Raw genomic sequence first — 18,408 nt, forward strand, 5'->3', positions numbered from 1 at the left:
ATGGACCCTATCGAACAATTCCGCACCGAGCGGGCGGCCGCGATCGACGGCTACGGCCGTGACGGCGATTTCCAGGCGCTGTCGAACCAGTGGCGCGAAGCTTCTATGGCGAAGCGTTACGTCTATAATTTCGATTGGCTGGGGCGCCCGATCATTCAGTATCCGCAGGATATCCTGGCCATGCAGGAACTGATCTGGGCGACGCGGCCCGATCTGGTGATCGAGACCGGGATCGCGCATGGAGGCTCGGTGATCATGAGCGCCTCGCTGCTCGCCATGCTCGACATGTGCGATGCGATCGAGGCGGGCGTTTCATTCGACCCCGGCCGGTCCAAGCGCAAGGTCATCGGCATCGACATCGACATTCGCGCCCACAACCGCGCGGCGATCGAGAGCCATCCGATGGCGAGCCGCATCCAGATGTTCGAGGGATCGTCCATCGATCCGGACATCGTCGCGCAGGTGCGTCAGGCGTCGGTCGGCTACAGCCGCGTCATGGTATGCCTCGATTCCATGCATACCCATGCGCATGTGCTCGCCGAACTCGAAGCCTATGCGCCGATGGTGACGGCCGGCTGCTATTGCGTGGTCTTCGACACTCTGGTCGAAGACATGCCCGCGGGATTCTTCGACGACCGCCCCTGGGACGTGGGCGACAATCCGAAGACCGCAGTGCATGAGTATCTGAAATCGCATCCTGAGTTCGAGATCGACCGGTCGGTTCAGAACAAGTTGATGGTGACCGTTGCGCCGGATGGCTTCCTGAAGAGGCTTTGACAGGTCCGCTTCTGATCTAGGATCGACCTAAGTCATCGTGATCGATTCAAGAGGTTAGAGCGGGATGCGGGCGGAAAACCGCACTCACTTTCCTAAGTCCGTTGAGATCGAATACCCGCGGCGGTTTGTTTGATTTCCTCATTCCTGTGCTCGTCACAGGAATCCAGCCAGACCAAGTCCTTGGGCTGAAAGAACGCTTCCCGCGCGCAGACGCGGCGCTGCTCTCATCCCTGTGACGAGCACAGGGATGAGGGGAGGAGAGGTTGCAGTCCTCCGATACGTTTCCTACAGCGCCGCGCGTCTTATGAGACGCGCAAAGGTCGCTGTAGCACTTTGAGCTGCTGCATGTGTCCATTGATCGGCTACGATCAATGGACACATGCAGTGGCGCACGATCGGTACTCAATGAATTCAAGCGCATCGCCATGCGCGCCGACAAAACCGACCAGAGCATCAACGCCACTATCCATCTCGCGGCAGCCGTCATAAACTCAAAATGAATCTCGACAGGCTTTAGACTAGATCACCCGCACTTCCGGAATGGCGACGACGAAGCGGCCGCCCCAGGAGCGGATATAGGCGTGGGCGGCGACGATCTCGTCGGTCAGGTTCCAGGGCAGGATGACGATATAGTCGGGTTTTTCGGCCTCGATCCTGGCGGGATCGTAGATCGGAATGTGGCTGCCGGGCGAGAGCTTGCCCTGCTTCAGATCGTTGCGGTCGACGATGAAGTCGATATCCGACGCGGTGACCCCGCAGACGTTCAGGAAGGTGTTGCCCTTTGCTGCAGCGCCGTAGGCCGCTACGCGCTTGTTTTCGCTTCTGGCCTGCGCGAGAAACGCGCGGAATCCATCGCAGACCGCGGCGATGCGCCTCCCCAAGGCGGCGTAGGTGGGCATCTGCGTGAGTCCGGCGCTTTCCTCCTCGGCCCGCACTTCGGCGAGCTTCGCGGTCGCCGGTCTGTTTCCGGACACCGCCTGGGCGTAGACGCGCAGCGAGCCTCCATGGGTCGGCAGTTCCTCGACATCGAAGACCTTCAGCCCGCAAGCGGCGAAGATACGTTCGACGGCCGCGAGCGAGAGGTAGGAATAGTGCTCGTGATAGATCGTGTCGAATTGGATGCCTTCGATCAACCGCAGGAGGTGCGGAAACTCGAAGGTAGCGACGCCGTCCGGCTTCAGGAGGATCGCAAAGCCGCTGACGAAATCCGCGATATCCGGCACATGGGCGAGAACATTGTTGGCGGCGGTGAGATCGGCGCGGATGCCGCGGGCGACGAGCGCGTTGGCCGTGTCGCGGCCGAAGAAGGCGACAAGGGTCGGCACGTTGCGGCCTTCGGCGATCCTCGCAGCATTGGCCGCCGGCTCGACGCCGAGCACGGGAATTTGCTTGGCCGCGAAATATTGCAGCAGGTAGCCGTCGTTCGACGCGACTTCCACCACCTGCGAGCTGCCGTCGAGAGCGAAGCGTTCGGTCATCGCCTCTGAATAACGGCGCGCATGGTCGAGCCAGCTCGTCGAGAATGACGAGAGATAGTGGTAGTCGGCGTTGAAGATTTCGTCGGCCGGGACCGTCTCGGTCGTCTGGACGAGCAGGCATTCGGAACAGACCATCACCTTCAGCGGAAAAGCCTTCTCCCGGGCGATCGCCTCCTCGGTAGGCTCGAGAAACGAGTTGGACCAGGGTGTCGCCCCGAGGTCGGCCACGACGGTTTCGAGCGGGGTCGAGCAGAAGCGGCAGGAGTGGGACATCGTGGATCAAAGGCCTTTCGTGAATGCTTCTATCTGGTCGAGCGTGAGTTGACGCGCAGCTTCGCCGCGGCGCCAGCCGTCGTACCAGCGCGCGGTCCACTCGATCGCCTGCTTCTGGGCGAGGCGCGGGCGCCATGCGAGGCTCTCGCCGGCGAGGGCCGGATCGAGGCCGAGCGTCTGCATCTCGCGCGGTTGCTCGAGCGCCGAGACGTCGTCCCATTCGGGGTCGAGCCCCATCGCGGCCTGCACGGCGTTCGCCACGTCGCGCACGGGGATCGCCGGCTCGGATGGCGAGGGGCCGAAATTCAGCGCATCGACATCGCTTTCGCCCTTGTAGAGTGCCTCGGCAAAGAGAAAATAGCCGTTGAGACAATCAAGCACGTGCTGCCAGGGACGCGTCGCGAGCGGGCTGCGAATATTGAGCCGCGAGCCGGAAAGGGCGGCGCGCACGACGTCCGGCACGAGCCGGTCGTCGGAAAAGTCGCCGCCGCCGATCACATTGCCGCCTCGTGCCGTGGCGACACGAATGCGGCGCTCCTTAAGGTAGGCGCTGCGCCAGGTTGCGACGGCAAGCTCGCAGGCTGCCTTGGAGCCCGAATAGGGGTCATGCCCGCCAAGCGTATCGCTCTCCCGGAAATGCCGCCCGCTCTCGTCGTTGCGATAGACCTTGTCGGTCGTCACGACGAGGACGGCCTTCACGGAAGGCGCCGCACGGACCGCTTCGAGCAGCCGGACCGTGCCCATGACATTGACGTCGAAAGTCTCAGCAGGCTCCGCATAGCTTTCGCGGACCAGCGGCTGCGCCGCCATGTGCAGGACGATCTCCGGCTCGCTCTTGCGTGCGATCGTCGCGAGCGCTTCACCGTCGCGAATGTCGCCGAATTGACCGCCCGGTGCTCCGTTCGGATGCAACAGGTCGTGGAGCGACGGCCGAGAGGCGGGCGGAAGTGCATAGCCGGTCACATGCGCGCCCATCTCCTGGAGCCACACACCCGCCCAGCTTCCCTTGAAGCCCGTATGGCCGGTCAGCAGGACGCGCTTTCCCGCCCAGAATCCCGGATCAGGGAGACGGCTCATGCCCAGACTTTCCAGGGCGCGCGGTTCTGCTGCCAGAGCTCTTCGAGCTGGGTCTTGTCGCGCAGCGTGTCCATCGGGCGCCAGAAACCTTCATGCGGGAAAGCCATCAGCTGCCCGTCGCGCGCCAGGCCCTCGAGCGGCGCGCTTTCGAAGGGGACGTGATCTCCCGCGATGCGGTCGAGCACGGAGCGATTGAGAACGAAAAAGCCGCCATTGATACGGCCGTTGTCGCCAGCCGGTTTCTCGGTAAAGCTCATGACCTGCCCGGCTTCGGTGGCGAGCGCACCATAGCGCCCCGGCGGCACGACGCTCGTCACCGTCGCTTCGCGGCCGTGACGCAAATGGAATTCGGTGAGCGCGCGGATATCGACATCGGCGACGCCGTCGCCATAGGTCAGGCAGAAGGTCTCGCCGAGATAGCCGGCGACACGCTTCAAGCGGCCGCCGGTCATGGAGTCCGGTCCCGTATCGACCAGCGTCACCCGCCAGGGTTCGGCACTCTTCGTGTGATAGGCTGTCTCGCCCGTCGTCATGTCGAAGGTGACGTCGGAGGAATGCAGGATATAGTTGGAGAAGTACTCCTTGATCATGTAGCCGCGATAGCCGAGGCAGATCACGAAATCCGAAAAGCCGTAATGGCTGTAGATCTTCATGATGTGCCAGAGGATCGGGCGCCCGCCGATCTCGATCATAGGCTTCGGCCTGAGGTGGCTCTCCTCCGAAATGCGGGTGCCGTATCCGCCGGCGAGAATGACCACCTTCATGCCCACGACTTCCCTCTCCATACTGCCTTCGACCGCCATTTCGCGGATTGCCGCGCCGGCGGTTCATTGGAGCATTTTAGCCACGATTGCAAGAATCGCGCTGGCGGGAAGCCGTGTTGGCGCCCTGCAAGCTAACCCCAAAGGACTAGGTGCGGCGACCGCGGGTCTGCTTGCCGGGTGTAGGGCAAAGGCGCAGAATGCCCGCCGCTGGGGGCAATGGTTCACCGCGGGAGGAGCGAATCATGAACGACATGAGCCTCATCAATCTGCAAAACGGAATAACAATGATCAGCGCCGCGGCAATCGAGGCCTTTGCTGCGCGCCTTCGCGGGCGCGTCCTGATTGCGACCGACGCCGCCTATGACGGGGCGCGCACGATCTGGAACGGCATGATCGACCGAAGGCCCGGGCTGATCGTGCAATGCGCCGGAGCGGCCGACGTCGTCAATGCGGTGCGCTTCGCGGCGGAGAACCGGTTGCTCGTCGCGGTGCGCGGCGGCGGTCACAACATCGCCGGCAACGCGGTCTGCGACGGCGGCATGGTGATCGACCTCACGCCGATGAAATCGGTGCGGGTCGATGCGACGACGAAGACGGCCTGGGTCGAGCCGGGGGCGACGCTTGCTGATCTCGACGTGGAGACGCAGGCCTTCCGTCTTGCATTGCCGACCGGCATCAACTCGACGACCGGCATTGCCGGCCTGACGCTCGGCGGCGGGTTCGGCTGGATCACGCGCAAATTCGGATTGACGATCGACAACCTGCTATCGGCCGATGTGGTCACGGCCAACGGCGAACTGGTGCGCGCGAGCCCCACCGAGCACCGCGACCTGTTCTGGGCCATCAGGGGCGGCGGCGGCAATTTCGGGGTCGTGACGGCCTTCGAATTCCGCCTGCACGAACTCGGCCCCGACGTGCTCTCCGGGCTTGTCGTCCATCCCTTTGCCGAAGCCGAAAGCGTGCTGCAGCAATACAGGCAGGCCCTCGAAAATGCGCCGGACGAACTCACCTGCTGGGTGGTGATGCGCCGGGCGCCGCCGCTGCCCTTCATACCGGCCGAATGGCACGGCAAGGAGGTCGTCGTGCTCGCCATGTGCTATTGCGGCGATCTCGAGGCGGGCGAGAAGGCGGTGGCGGAGCTGCGGGCGATCGGCAATCCGATCGCCGACGTGGTATCGCCGCATCCCTTCGTCGGCTGGCAGCAGGCTTTCGACCCCTTACTCGCTCCGGGTGCCCGCAACTACTGGAAGAGCCACGACTTCATGGAGCTTTCCGATCAGGCGATCGGCATTCTCACCGAATCGATCCGTCAGTTGCCGGGCCCGGAATGCGAGGTATTCATCGCCCATGTCGGCGGCGCCGCCGGCCGCGTTGCGGCAGAGGAAACCGCTTTCCCGCAGCGCAACTCGCACTTCGTCATGAACGTGCACGGCCGATGGCGGGACGCGGCGATGGACCAGGCCTGCATCGACTGGGCGCGGCATCTCTTCGAGGCAGCAAAGCCCTATGCCGCCGGCACGGCCTACGTCAATTTCATGCCTGAAGACGAGATGGACCGGGTCGAGGCGGCCTACGGCGCGAACTATGGCCGGCTCGTCGAGGTCAAGCGGCATTACGACCCGCTCAATCTCTTCCGGATGAACCAGAACGTTCGGCCGATAGAGGAACGCGGGGCGGCCTGAAGCGGGTGGCCTCGTTCGTAGGTAACGTCTGGAGGCAGTTCATGAAGGAGCAAACGACCGGCGAAATTCTTCAACGCGCGGCGGAGCACGCCGCGCGTTTCCGCGAGAAAATTACGGAGCTGCAGCAGCGGCCGGAGCAATCGTATCCGGCCGCATTGAAGATGTTTCGGGAAGCTCTGCCGGAACGGGGAAGCGCCGGTACAATAGTGATCGACGAGCTTGCCGCGAAAGCGGAGCCGGGGCTTCACGCGATGACGGGGCCACGCTTCTTCGGCTGGGTCATCGGCGGTTCCCATCCGGTCGGGGTTGCGGCCGACTGGATGACGAGCGCCTGGGGACAGAACGCCGGCAACCATCACGCGGCGCCGGCCGCAGCCGCCGCCGAGGCAATCGCGGCCAACTGGCTGCTCGATCTTCTCGATCTCCCGCGGGAGAGTTCCGTCGGCTTTGCGACCGGGGCGACGCTTGCCAATTTCATCTGCCTCGCCGCAGCGCGCGGAGAGGTGCTGCGGCAGGCCGGATGGGATGTCGAGGCGCAGGGCCTCTTCGGCGCGCCGCCGGTCGCGGTGCTGATCGGCGACGACGCGCATGCGACGGTCTTTTCGGCGCTGCAGTTCCTGGGCTTCGGGCACGACCGCGTGCTGCGCGTCCGGACCGACGACATGGGTCGCATCACCGGATCGGCTTTCGCCGAGGCAGCGGCGCAGGTCTCCGGTCCCTGCATTGCGATACTGCAGGCAGGACAGATCAATACCGGTGCCTTCGACGACTTCGCCGGCATCATGCCGATTGCCCGGCGCCTGGGCGCCTGGGTTCATGTCGACGGCGCCTTCGGCCTCTGGGCGCGCGCCGCTCCCGGAAAGCGCGGGCTCACCGACGGGATCGAAGAAGCACACTCCTGGGCGACCGATGGCCACAAATGGCTGCAGACGCCCTATGACTGCGGATATGCCATCATCCGCGATCAGGAAGCGCATCGCCGGGCGATGACGATCGCCGCGAGCTACCTGCCGCCGACCACCGAGGGCGAGCGGGACCCGAGCCATTTCGTGCCCGAACTGTCGCGCCGAGCCCGCGGTTTTGCCACCTGGGCGATGATCAAGCATCTGGGACGCGAAGGCATCGCCGCCATGGTCGACCGGCATTGCCGCGTCGCCCGCGCCATCGCCGAGCGGCTGAGCGGCGAAGAGCGCATAAACGTCCTGAACGAGGTGGTCCTCAATCAGATCCTGGTACGTTTCGAAGCGGCGATGCCGGGCGATGAAGGCGACCGGATGACCCAGGCGACGATCGCCAGGCTGCAGGCCGATGGCATCCTGTTCGCCGGCGGCGCCGTCTGGCGCGGCCGCAAGGTGATGCGGCTCTCGGTCATCTCCTGGCTGACGGACGACCGCGCCGGCGAGAGGACCGCCGGGGCGATCATCGCTGCCTGGCGCGCCGTTCGCGATGGCACTGAGGTGTAAGGCGCTTTTGCCCGGCTCCGAAAGAAGGGCGGCCCGTATCGGAACCTCTCCACGCCCTTGCGGTTAGCAGGCGATGGGGCGGCTGTTTTATGACCGCGGCGAAACCGCCGCGCCGTCTGAGGACAATGCAGCCGCTACCGCACACCGACGTGCAACTCGAGGAGGAGCTCACATGTCACTGATGAAATTTCCGACCGTGACGGCCCTTGCCGCCATCATGGCCATCAGCGCCGCAACGGCCACTGCCGCCCAGGCACCCGCTCCAATTCCGCCCGCAGGAGAAATGCCGGCCCAGGACCAGGGCATTGAACCCGACATGCAACCCGGCGATCAGGGGGGCGGTGGAAGCGTCACCCAAGGCGATCAACCAGACATGATGCGCGAGGACATGATACGTGGCGACGGGAAGCGCGGCGACCGGATGCGGCACCGCGACCGGATGCGGGGCATGATGATGCACCGGCAGACGATGCACCGTCAGATGATGAAAATCATGTTCGCCATCACCGATGCGGACAATGACGGCGCCCTTTCCTTCGAGGAGATCAGCACCATCCACAAGCGGGTTTTCGACAAGGTCGATATCAACCGCGACGGCAAGGTCACGCCGGAAGAGATACAGGGCTTCTTCCACGATTAGCAAGGCTCCGCTACGCTGGATGAAAGCAGTTTTCCTCCCCGGGACGGTTGCGGCCGCCCCGGCACGCATCGTGGGGACCCTATGGCATCACTCCAGTTGAAGCGTGTCTACCAGGCGCCCGGCGCGTCCGACGGTACGCGCGTCCTCGTCGACCGGCTCTGGCCGCGCGGCGTCGCCAAGGAAAAGGCCGGCATCGACTTCTGGCTCAAGGACATCGCGCCGAGCGACGAGCTGCGCAAGCGGTTTCATGGGAAGCCGCAGGATTGGGATGCGTTCTGTGCCGCCTATGCGGAGGAGCTCGAGAGCGGGGCCGCGCAGGCGGCGGTAGCGGAGTTGCGCGAACGATGGAAAGAGGGGCCGCTGACGCTGCTTTATGCCGCGCGTGACGAGGCGCACAACAATGCGGTTGCGCTGAAGGCGTGGCTGGAGCGGGGAGGGGCCTCTTAGTCCCTATGATTGCAGGTCGGATCGGCCTAAAATCGTAATCGATTCTGGTAAGCAGGGCGGCATACGGGCGGAAAACCGCACACGGTTCGCCTCGTCCCGCTCCGAAGACGTGGACAATGACCGCCCTTGTTCACGCGACATTCCGTCCGCGGTTGCCGGTATCAACCCGGGCATGCGGTAGCCGCATAGTAGCCATTCCTTGCATTCGCCGTGCCTGATACCGATTTATGCGATGAAAGCTTCGACCCGTACTCCAACAATAAACGTGGCAAACGTCCGCCCGGCCGACCGGCCGCGCCTGCGGAGGCCGCCTTAACGACCAAAGGAGCCAGCAATGCGGGATTCTGCCAAGACCCTGAATGAGATGACGCCTCGCGAGCGCGCAAACCTGATGACCCTTGTCGCGGACGCACTTGAAGCCACCGCGGACGAGGCACAGGAAATCGGCGATGATCGGTTTGCAGCAAACTCGATCAGTCTCGCCAGAATTATCAGCGGTTGCGCCGAAGACGTCGCGACAATGGATTTGCCGGCCGCGGAACTTCTTTTGCAGCACGGTATCTCACTGATCGCACTGTTCCGGCGTCAAGCGCCGCCCGTTCTGCATTAAGGCCTGTTGAGCAGCTCAAAGTGCTACAGCGACCTTTGCGCGTCTCACAAGACGCGCGGCGCTGTGGGTAACGTATCGGAGGACTGCATCTCCCCTCACTCTCATCCCTGTGCTCGTCACAGGGATCGAGCAGCGCCGCGTCTGCGGCGCGGGAAGCTTTCTTTCAGCCCAAGGACTTGGTCTGGCTGGATTCCTGTGACAAGCACAGGAATGAGGAACTCAAACAAGCCGCCGCGGGTGGCCCGAATCTCAACAGGCCTTAGTTCATGTGCCTATGCTGGCCAGGCGGACCGGCTGAGAATGTCGGTGCACGCGATCGCGAGCGGCTCGATCACGGAACTGTGCCCCGGCAGGCCCAGGCGACGTTCGCAAATGAGCGCGGACCGTCGGGCCGGCCGGCTTCGTAGGCGTCGCGCACGGCGGCACGGGTGCGTGCCCGCTCTTCCGCATCGAGCGTTGCCACATATTTTCCGAGCGGCCCTTCGCCCGCGCCGATCGGCGCCCAGTAATCGTCGAAGTTCCGGTAATCCATGCGGATCATCAGCTCGGTTTCCATGACGTTTGCGAGACCCTGCTCGACAAATGTCCGCTTCATTTCTCCCGGCTGCATCATCGGCTGGGAGCAGTAGCGGGCGCGAAGTGCGCGCCCGCCTTCGCCGAGCGCCGCCACCGTGTCGACCATCATGCGCATGCCGGGCATTCCGCCGAAATGGTCCCACACCGCCGCCGCGACGACGCCGCCGGGACGCACCACGCGGCGCATCTCGGCCACGGCCTTGCCCGCTTCGGGTACGAAGTGGAGCACGAGAAGGGCGAAGGCGCGGTCGAAGGTCCGGTCTTCGAACGGCAGGGCGCAGGCATCCGCTTCTCTTATCTTTATGCGCGGATCGGTGTTGCGCCGGATCGCCTCCTCCACGAAGACGGGCGAATAGTCGATCGCGGCGATCTCTTCGAGCCTGGCGGCGTCGGCGAGCGCGAAGGTGAGACTGCCGGTTCCGCAGCCGACATCCAGAACCTTCTCTCCATCGGCGACGCCGGCAAAATCTATGAATTTCGGCGCAAGCTTCCGGCTCCAGCGGCCCATGAGCTGCTCATAACCGGCTGCATCATGCACGTTGAAGCTTGATGTCATCAGGGCCTCCCTCGCCGCGGGGACCCAATCTAGACCTGTGAGAAGGGGTTGCCAAGGCGGCACACATCACGCGCGCGTCGACAGACCTGCGCAGTGCAGCCGTCATAAACTTCAGATTCTCTCGAGGCCTTAAATGATGACTTGCTCTCCCAACTCGACCACGCGATTTGCGGGCAGATGGAAGTACTCGGTTGGATCAATCGCCGAGTCGGCCATGGCGATGAAGAGCCTGTCCTGCCACTGCGGCAATCCTGATTGAGAATCCGCTATAAGTTTACGCCGGCCGAGATAAATGGACGTCGACATTATGTCGAACTTGAATCCTTCCTTTCGACAGCGCGCCAGGGCTTTTGAGACATTCTGATCGTCCATGAAGCCGAATCTCAGCTCCAATAGGCTGAACCGGTCAGACAGCTTTGTAATTGTGTAGCGCTCTTTCTCCGGTACGTAGGGGACTTTGGCAGTCCTGATGGTCAGGATGACGTTATGCCTGTGCAGCACGTGATTGTGCTTGATGTTGTGCAGCAAAACAGCCGGTGTCGTCTCCGGTGTGGCTGTCAGGAAGATCGCAGTTCCGGGCACGTCGACAGGAGCATGCTCGGACTTTCGTTCAACCATGGTTATGAACTGGTTGAGCGGAATGTCCTGACGAGCAGTCTTCTCGCGCAGCAGGCCGATACCCTTTCGCCAGGTCCACATCATCGTGATCAAGGCGCCGGCAATGAGGATAGGCACGTATCCGCCGTGATGAACCTTGAACAGGTTGGCGCCAAGAAAGATCAGTTCAAGGCTGAACAAGGGAAGCAGAACCGCTGTAGCTGTCGAGGCGGACCAGCCCCATTGGCGCCGCACGAACTCGAAGGCAAGAATCGTGTCAATCACCATCGCGCCGGTAATGGATACGCCGTAGGCCGGAGCAAGAGCCTCGGAACTGCCGAACACCAGCATGAGGGCGAGCACGCCGATGAGGAGGGTGGTGTTGACCAGAGGTAGATATATCTGACCGGTCTGGGTTTCCGAGGTATAGCAGATCTCGAACCGCGGGAGGAAGCCGAGGTGGATTGCTTGCCGTATGAGAGAAAAGGCTCCGGTGATCACGGACTGGCTGGCGATGATCGTTGCGGCAGTTGCAAGAACCACCATCGGCAACAAAGCCCAGTTCGGGAACATCAGGAAAAACGGGTTCGAGATGGCATCCGGATGGGACAACACCAGCGCGCCTTGTCCGAGATAGTTCAACGCAAGGGCGGGGAACACGACCGTAAACCAGGCCGACTGGATGGGCCGCCGCCCGAAGTGGCCCAGATCGGCATAAAGCGCCTCAGCGCCTGTTACGGTAAGGAAGATGGCGCCGAGCACGATAAAGCCCACGAGACCGGCATCCCATAAGAAACCGACCGCGTTGAGGGGGTTGAAGGCTGAAAGGATCGCCAGATCGTCGCCTATATGCGCAATCCCTGCGGCCGCCATGACGAGAAACCAAATCAGGGTGATTGGACCGAAAAATATCGAGACAGCCCCGGTTCCGCGTGACTGGACGGCAAAAAGCAGCAGGATTATCACAATGGCGATCGGCAGCACGTAGTCGTCGAGTGCCGGCGTCACGAGCTTCAAGCCTTCGACGGCCGAGAGCACCGACAGCGCAGGCGTGATCATCGCGTCGCCGATGAATAAAGCGGCACCGAGAACGCCGGCAAAAAACATCATGACCGGATACCCGCTTCCCTTCTTCAGCAACAGGGCAAGCAAGGACAGAGTGCCGCCCTCACCATCGTTATCGGCACGAAGCAGGAAGAGCACGTATTTGATGGTGACGATGGCTGTAAGCGTCCAGATCACCAACGACACGAGACCGATAACCTCTTCTCGCCCGACGCCACCCGCCCCAAAAGGGCGCAGCGCCTCGCGGAAGGCGTAAAGAGGACTGGTCCCGATATCGCCGTAGACGACGCCGATTGCTCCAATGGTCAGCGCCAGAAACTGCGGCAGATTGTTCGCTCGAGCCGGTGCGTGGTCGAGGGAGTCGGCCATATGGTCTCCCTTGCTGGGTCGACGTGCTGATACATCTGAAGAAGCTCAAAGCCGCCGAGAGTCCAGCAATCGAACTAACTGAGACGCTTTCCGATTTGTTCCTGCTGATGCTGCTTTTCAATTTTCTAGAACGAATGCAGAGAAATTATACAACTACATGCGCGCTCCGTCCCTTTGTAAAGCATGGATCACGGTCCCGCCCCTGAAGAATTCGGGTCGGCCGAAACGAGTTAACAGCAGGAGATCTACGATGAGCATCACCGCCACCACGACGCCCGGCAAGACGTTGCTGTCCCCGACCGATCATGCGCTCGTCCTTATCGACTTCCAGTCGCAGATGGCGTTTGCGACCAAGTCCATCGCGCCGGAACTGCTCCGCAACAATGCGGCGCTCATATCCCGCGCGGCAGCCGGCTTCGAGGTGCCCACCATCCTCACGACCGTCGCCGAAAAGAGCTTCTCGGGACCGATGTTTGCGGAAGTCACGGACGCCTTTCCCGGCCAGCGGCTTCTTGACCGTACCTCGATGAACACCTGGGAGGATGCGGCCGTCATCGAGGAGGTGAACCGTATCGGCAAGGATCGGATCGTGTTCGCCGGCCTGTGGACGTCTGTTTGCATCGTCGGTCCGACGCTATCGGCGCTCGACCAAGGCTTTGAAGTCTATGTGATCACCGATGCCTGCGGCGATGTTTCGGCCGAAGCCCACGAGCGTGCGGTGGAGCGCATGGTCCAGGCCGGTGCCCGCCCGGTGACCTCGGTGCAATACCTTCTCGAATTGCAGCGCGACTGGGCCCGGGCCGACACCTACGAGCTCACGACCGGCATCGCGAAGAAGTGGGGCGGCGCCTATGGCATCGGGATCACCTATGCCACGGCCATGTTCGGTGCCTCCGAGGGCGGTCACGGCTAGAGCGGAACGAGGAAAGGCGATCCTCGGCGCCGCAATCCGGCGGCAGGCCGACCGTGGTCCTCGGAAAGCGCGCGCCGCCTTCCGGGGGCGGGCGGAGCCATCCCGGAATCGATCCAAACGCAGGGAAGGAGAGACCGCATGAAGATCTACCTGCTCTCGCTCGGCGCCGGCCTGCTGGTGGGCGTAGTCTATAGTCTGCTCGGCGTCCGCTCGCCGGCGCCGCCCGTCGTCGCCCTCGTCGGTTTGTTCGGCATGCTGCTCGGCGAGCAGATGCTACCGATCGCCAAGCGTGCCTTCGCCGGACAGGACGTGACTTCCTTCGTCAAGACCGGGTGCGCCGAGCACGTGCTCGGGCCGATGCCTCACAATCGGGAGAAGGACTCATGAGCTTCACCCGTCGCCAGACCATCGCCGGCGTCGCCGCGGCGGCGCTCTCCTCGCCATTCCGAGCCTATGCCAAGGAGACTCCCATGCCCAATAATGACCTGGTCCTCGTCAACGCCAAGGTGACCACGCTCGATCGTCAAAACCCGTCCGCAATGGCCATAGCGATCCGCAACGGGCGTTTCCTGGCGGTCGGTTCCGAAGCCGCGGCGCGGGCTGCGGCACCCGATGCAATCATCATCGACGTGAAAGGGCGCCGCGTCATTCCGGGGTTGACCGACAGCCACACGCACGTCATCCGTGGTGGGTTGAACTACAATATGGAGCTGCGCTGGGATGGCGTGCCCAGCCTCGCTGAGGCGATGGCGATGCTCAAGGAGCAGGTCGACCGGACGCCTGCACCGCAATGGGTGCGTGTCGTGGGAGGTTTTACCGAACACCAATTCGCGGAGAAGCGTCTGCCGACCATCGGCGAATTGAACGCAGCCGCGCCGGATACGCCGGTTTTCATCCTCCACCTCTACGACCGGGCGCTGTTGAATGCGGCAGCGCTGCGCGTTGTCGGCTACACGAAGGATACGCCCAATCCACCCGGCGGCGAGATCCTGCGCGATACGGCCGGCAATCCGACCGGCCTTCTGCTCGCTCAGCCGAACGCGACGATCCTCTATTCGACGCTCGCCAAGGGGCCGAAGCTGCCGCCCGAATACCAGCTCAACTCGACCCGCCACTTCATGCGCGAGATCAATGCGCTTGGCGTCACCAGCGTAATCGACGCCGGCGGGGGCTTCCAGAACTACCCCGATGACTATGAGATCGTTGAGAGGCTGCACCGCGACGGCCAGCTTACCGTCCGCATCAGCTACAATCTCTTCACGCAGAAGCCCAAGCAGGAACTCGCCGATTTCTCCTCCTGGGTGAAGCAGGTCTCACCGGGTAAGGGAGATGACAGTTACCGGCATAACGGTGCCGGCGAGATGCTGGTTTACTCAGCGGCCGACTTCGAGGATTTCCGCGTCGAGCGGCCGGAGATGCCACCGAATATGGAGGCTGACCTCGAGCCGGTCATTCGCCTGCTGGCGGAGAACCGCTGGCCGTGGAGGCTCCATGCCACCTATGACGAGACGATCGGCCGCGCGCTCGATGTCTTCGAGAAGGTGAATCGGGACATCCCGTTCACCGGCATCAACTGGTTCTTCGATCATGCCGAGACGATCAGCGATCGCAATATCGACCGCATCGCCGCGCTTGGCGGTGGCATCGCCGTGCAGCATCGCATGGCCTATCAGGGCGAGTATTTCGTCGAGCGCTATGGCGCGAAGGCGGCCGAACGCACGCCGCCGATCCGGAGAATGATGCAGGCAGGGGTTCCCGTCGGCGCCGGAACCGACGCGACGCGGGTTGCGAGCTACAATCCCTGGGTGTCGCTCTCCTGGCTGGTGACGTCAAAGACCGTCGGCGGTCTGCGTCTTTATCCGCAAGCCAATCGCCTCGACCGCGAGACCGCGCTTCGGCTCTGGACCGAGGGCAACACCTGGTTCTCCGGCGAGCAAGGCAAGAAAGGTCAGATAAAGGTAGGGCAACTTGCCGATCTGGCTGTGCTCTCCGACGACTATTTCGCTGTGCCGGATGACGACATCGTGCATCTGCGGTCAGTGCTCACTCTTCTCGGCGGTAAGGTTGTGCATGGGGACGGCGAATACACCCCGCTTGCGCCGGAGCTTCCTAAACCGATGCCCGACTGGTCGCCGGTCAGCACCTTCGGCGGCTACCATAAGACGCCGGAGGCGCGCGCCAAGTTGTCGCTGCGCTGCGGATGCGCGAACGGCTGCGCCGTGCATGGCCACGACCACGCCGCCCCGCTCGGCGCCAGTGTTCCCACGGCCGATTCCAGAACGTTCTGGGGTGCATTGGGCTGCGGCTGTTGGGCAGTGTGACGGTGACAGGTCAATACGCTCCTCGAGCATCTCGGTTGATCGGGGAACTCATATCGATTGCCATTTCCAGCCATCGGACGGAGCTGACATTGACTGCACACCAATCTGCCGCGGCAAGTAAGGCCGGCCCGCTGAGCTTTCCGATTTTCCGGGCGCTGTGGATCGCAACCATCGTTTCCAACATCGGCACCTGGATGCACGATGTCGGCGCCGGCTGGCTGATGACCTCGCTGTCGCCGAGTCCTCTGCTGGTTGCGCTCGTGCAGGCAGCGACCACCTTGCCGATGTTCCTGCTCGCGCTGCCCGCGGGCGCGCTGGCCGATACTGTCGACCGACGTCGCATGCTGCTGGCGAGCCAGACGCTCGGTCTGGTTGCCGCGGCAGTCCTGGCCGGGCTGACCTGGCAGGACCTGACGACGCCCTATGTGTTGCTGGCCGCCACATTGGTGCTAGGGATATCCGCCGCCCTTACCGCGCCTGTCTTCCAGGCGATTGTACCGGAACTGGTCGATCAGCCCACGCTGCCGGATGCCGTCGCACTCAACAGCCTTGGGATCAATATCGCCCGCGCGATCGGCCCGGCGCTCGGTGGTGTGATCGTTGCCGTGGCCGGAACCGCCGCTGTCTTTGCGCTCAATGCCCTATCGGTCATTGCGGTGCTCGTCGTGCTCGTCAGATGGAAGCGTCCGGCCGACTCGCGCTCCCTGCCGCCGGAGCACTTCGTCGGCGCGCTGAAGGCCGGATATCGCTATGCCCGGCATGCGCCGGCACTTCGTCTGGTGCTCGTCCGCGCCGTCGGCTTCTTCGTCTTCAGCAGCGCGCTGTGGGCCATGCTGCCGCTGGTCGCGCGGCGCGGTCTGGGGCTCGACGCAGCCGGATATGGCGCCCTGCTCGGCTGCATGGGTGCCGGAGCGGTTGTCGGGGCGTTGCTGCTCAAGAAGCTGCGCCGGCATGTTCCTGCCAACACGCTCTCCATCGGCGCGACGCTGCTCTTCGCTCTCGCCACCCTGTTGCTGGCCATCACGTCGAACGCCTGGGCGGCGGGCGCCGTCATGGCGATTGCCGGCCTTGCATGGATCGCCATGCTGACATCTCTCAACGTCGCCGCGCAGATGGCCTCGCCCGGCTGGGTGAAAGCGCGCGCGCTTGCTGTCTATCTTCTCGCCTTCCAGGGAGCCATGACGGGCGGCAGTGTCCTGTGGGGCTCGGTCGCCGCACGAACCGATGTCACGACGGCGCTCACCATCGCGGCCATCGGCCAGGCTGCGGCACTCGTTCTCGCGGCGATCTGGCGTCTTCCCAGGGATGCGGGCGCCGACTTGGCGCCCTCGCACCACTGGGCTGAACCCGTGGTCTCGGTTCAGCCCGCCGGCGAGCGCGGGCCAGTTCTGGTCGAGATCGAGTATCGGATTGCACCCGAGAGGACGGCCGAGTTCGTCGCGGCCCTGCGTCGCTTCCGATCGGTACGGCAACGCGACGGAGCGATACGCTGGGATGTGTGGGAAGACGTTGCCGAGCCCGGGCGGGTTGTCGAGAGCTTCGTGGTCGAAAGCTGGCTGGAGCATCAGCGCCAGCACGCCCGCGTCACCCATGCCGACCAGATCGACCAGCAGACGCTCAACGCCTTTCATATCGGTGATCACCCGCCGATCGTGCGTCATCTGCTGAGACCGTTGTAATCTTCACCCGAGACCACACCGGACGGGAACACTTCTCCCGGAAGTGCTCTAAATGTCGGAAAGTCCGGCTTCCTCGATGTCAGCGGCTCCGAGTATCACGAACTGGTTCAGCAGCCACGCCGCGGCCGGTCCCGGCGGGGTATCCCGGCGCCAGATGCCGCCGAACCGGTAGATGCCACCCCTGTGATCCGGCATGGAAAGCCGGAGCAACGCGCCGCTTGCCAGATCGGGTCGTATGAGTGGAAGAGGCATGTTTCCCCAGCCGATTCCCTCGCGCAGCAGCGCATGCTTCACGCCAAGATCCGCCAGCCGCCATGTACGCGGGCTGTGCACGAAAAAGTCCCGGCCTGCGGTAAAAGGGGAACGGTCCGTCAGCACAAGTTGGACATGATCGCGGGCATCGCCAGGCGCTATCCGCTCCATGCGCCCGAGCGGGTGATGGGGTGCCGCCACCGGGACCATTGATACGGAGCCTGCCGCGATGCACTCCACGCCTCGAACACCGGTCGCCAAGGGACCGGAGATGCCGATCATCGCCTTGTGGTCCAGTACTGCCGCAGTCACCCCTCCGAGCGCCTCGACATGCAGTCGGAGCGATACCGTCGGAAAGGCTTCGGCGAAGGCTCGCAGCACCTTTCCCAGCCGCTCCGTCGGCAGCATCACGTCGACGGCCATATCCACTTCTGCTTCCAGGCCGTCATGCAGCGCCTTGACCTTGGCGCGCAGGCCCTCGATGCCCTCGGCGAGGCCGCGCGCTTCGGCGAGCACTGCGCGCCCCGCGGCCGTGAGTTGCGGTTTGCGCGTGCCCTTGCGCTCGAACAGCTCAAGGCCAAGCTGCGCTTCGAGATTGGCCACCCCGTAGGTTATGACCGAGACTGCACGGTTGAGCTTGCGCGCGGCCCCGGCAAAGCTTCCGCTATCGACTACCGCCAGAAAGACGCGGAGTTGCTCGAAGGTCGGAGTTCCTGGATTCGACACTTTCCAACTTTCTGGAACAATACGAAGAAAACCATTCAATTATACCCACCATATCGGCAAGGCTACACTTGCGATAGCCGCCGCACGGATGCCGCGACCGACCCGGCGATATTGGATGAACCGATGTTGCCACCCTCGGGGTA

General features: G+C 63.3%; 16 protein-coding genes. 10 read left to right on the forward strand and 6 right to left on the reverse strand.

Annotated features, from left to right (window positions below; all coding sequences use genetic code 11):
- Positions 1-777 (forward strand): cephalosporin hydroxylase family protein, encoded by a 777-nt coding sequence (locus tag ACFHWW_RS15880; protein ID WP_379939174.1) that lies wholly within the window; start codon positions 1-3, stop codon positions 775-777.
- 518 nt (positions 778-1,295) lie between these two features.
- On the opposite strand, the gene ACFHWW_RS15885 is transcribed toward ACFHWW_RS15880, so the two are convergent.
- The 3 genes from ACFHWW_RS15885 to rfbF are packed head-to-tail and all read right to left on the reverse strand — an operon-like array spanning position 1,296 to position 4,369.
- On the reverse strand, positions 1,296-2,528 hold the full coding sequence (locus tag ACFHWW_RS15885; RefSeq protein WP_338281630.1) for a class I SAM-dependent methyltransferase: 1,233 nt from the start codon (positions 2,526-2,528) through the stop codon (positions 1,296-1,298).
- A 6-nt stretch (positions 2,529-2,534) separates the two neighbouring features.
- Positions 2,535-3,605, reverse strand: a complete 1,071-nt coding sequence (gene rfbG, locus ACFHWW_RS15890; protein ID WP_275599299.1) for a CDP-glucose 4,6-dehydratase — start codon at positions 3,603-3,605, stop codon at positions 2,535-2,537.
- Positions 3,602-4,369 carry a glucose-1-phosphate cytidylyltransferase gene (gene rfbF / locus ACFHWW_RS15895; protein WP_100671623.1) on the reverse strand — a complete coding sequence of 256 codons (768 nt, stop codon included), beginning with the start codon at positions 4,367-4,369 and terminating at the stop codon, positions 3,602-3,604. Before rfbF ends, rfbG begins: the two co-directional genes overlap by 4 nt.
- Positions 4,370-4,611: 242 nt before the next feature.
- On the opposite strand from rfbF, the gene ACFHWW_RS15900 reads away from it, so the two are divergent.
- The 5 genes from ACFHWW_RS15900 (at position 4,612) to ACFHWW_RS15920 (ending at position 9,211) form a co-directional block, all read left to right on the forward strand.
- Positions 4,612-6,051 (forward strand): FAD-binding oxidoreductase, encoded by a 1,440-nt coding sequence (locus tag ACFHWW_RS15900; protein WP_379939177.1) that lies wholly within the window; start codon positions 4,612-4,614, stop codon positions 6,049-6,051.
- 41 nt (positions 6,052-6,092) lie between these two features.
- Entirely contained in the window at positions 6,093-7,514 is a 1,422-nt protein-coding gene (locus ACFHWW_RS15905) for a pyridoxal phosphate-dependent decarboxylase family protein (protein WP_379939179.1), read from the forward strand.
- 172 nt (positions 7,515-7,686) lie between these two features.
- The gene (locus tag ACFHWW_RS15910; protein ID WP_275599296.1) at positions 7,687-8,154 is read left to right on the forward strand and encodes an EF-hand domain-containing protein; all 468 of its coding nucleotides are present in this window, start codon (positions 7,687-7,689) and stop codon (positions 8,152-8,154) included.
- An 81-nt stretch (positions 8,155-8,235) separates the two neighbouring features.
- On the forward strand, positions 8,236-8,601 hold the full coding sequence (locus ACFHWW_RS15915; RefSeq protein ID WP_379939181.1) for a DUF488 domain-containing protein: 366 nt from the start codon (positions 8,236-8,238) through the stop codon (positions 8,599-8,601).
- Between the two features lie 334 nt (positions 8,602-8,935).
- Positions 8,936-9,211 carry a hypothetical protein gene (locus ACFHWW_RS15920; protein WP_018098276.1) on the forward strand — a complete coding sequence of 92 codons (276 nt, stop codon included), beginning with the start codon at positions 8,936-8,938 and terminating at the stop codon, positions 9,209-9,211.
- A gap of 331 nt (positions 9,212-9,542) precedes the next feature.
- On the opposite strand, the gene ACFHWW_RS15925 is transcribed toward ACFHWW_RS15920, so the two are convergent.
- Together ACFHWW_RS15925 and ACFHWW_RS15930 are read right to left on the reverse strand one after the other, a co-directional pair.
- Positions 9,543-10,343: a class I SAM-dependent methyltransferase gene (locus ACFHWW_RS15925; protein WP_338281622.1), complete on the reverse strand. Its 801-nt coding sequence runs from the start codon at positions 10,341-10,343 to the stop codon at positions 9,543-9,545.
- Positions 10,344-10,472: 129 nt separating this feature from the next.
- On the reverse strand, positions 10,473-12,374 hold the full coding sequence (locus tag ACFHWW_RS15930; RefSeq protein ID WP_338281621.1) for a potassium transporter Kup: 1,902 nt from the start codon (positions 12,372-12,374) through the stop codon (positions 10,473-10,475).
- Between the two features lie 256 nt (positions 12,375-12,630).
- Between ACFHWW_RS15930 and ACFHWW_RS15935 the strand changes: the two genes are divergently transcribed.
- The 4 genes from ACFHWW_RS15935 to ACFHWW_RS15950 all read left to right on the forward strand — a co-directional run bounded on the left by ACFHWW_RS15935 (position 12,631) and on the right by ACFHWW_RS15950 (position 17,287).
- A complete protein-coding gene (locus ACFHWW_RS15935; protein ID WP_338282302.1) occupies positions 12,631-13,287 on the forward strand; it encodes a hydrolase in 657 nt (218 codons plus the stop codon).
- Between the two features lie 138 nt (positions 13,288-13,425).
- Positions 13,426-13,674, forward strand: a complete 249-nt coding sequence (locus ACFHWW_RS15940) for a XapX domain-containing protein (RefSeq protein ID WP_324763538.1) — start codon at positions 13,426-13,428, stop codon at positions 13,672-13,674.
- On the forward strand, positions 13,671-15,608 hold the full coding sequence (locus ACFHWW_RS15945; RefSeq protein WP_379939184.1) for an amidohydrolase: 1,938 nt from the start codon (positions 13,671-13,673) through the stop codon (positions 15,606-15,608). Before ACFHWW_RS15940 ends, ACFHWW_RS15945 begins: the two co-directional genes overlap by 4 nt.
- Positions 15,609-15,697: 89 nt before the next feature.
- A complete protein-coding gene (locus ACFHWW_RS15950) occupies positions 15,698-17,287 on the forward strand; it encodes an MFS transporter (RefSeq protein ID WP_379939186.1) in 1,590 nt (529 codons plus the stop codon).
- A 48-nt stretch (positions 17,288-17,335) separates the two neighbouring features.
- On the opposite strand, the gene ACFHWW_RS15955 is transcribed toward ACFHWW_RS15950, so the two are convergent.
- The gene (locus ACFHWW_RS15955; RefSeq protein WP_275599290.1) at positions 17,336-18,265 is read right to left on the reverse strand and encodes a LysR family transcriptional regulator; all 930 of its coding nucleotides are present in this window, start codon (positions 18,263-18,265) and stop codon (positions 17,336-17,338) included.
- Between the last annotated feature and the right edge of the window lie 143 nt (positions 18,266-18,408).

The organism is Sinorhizobium sp. P24N7, from assembly GCF_042436655.1.
In the GTDB taxonomy this organism is placed as follows: Bacteria; Pseudomonadota; Alphaproteobacteria; order Rhizobiales; family Rhizobiaceae; genus Sinorhizobium; species Sinorhizobium meliloti_A.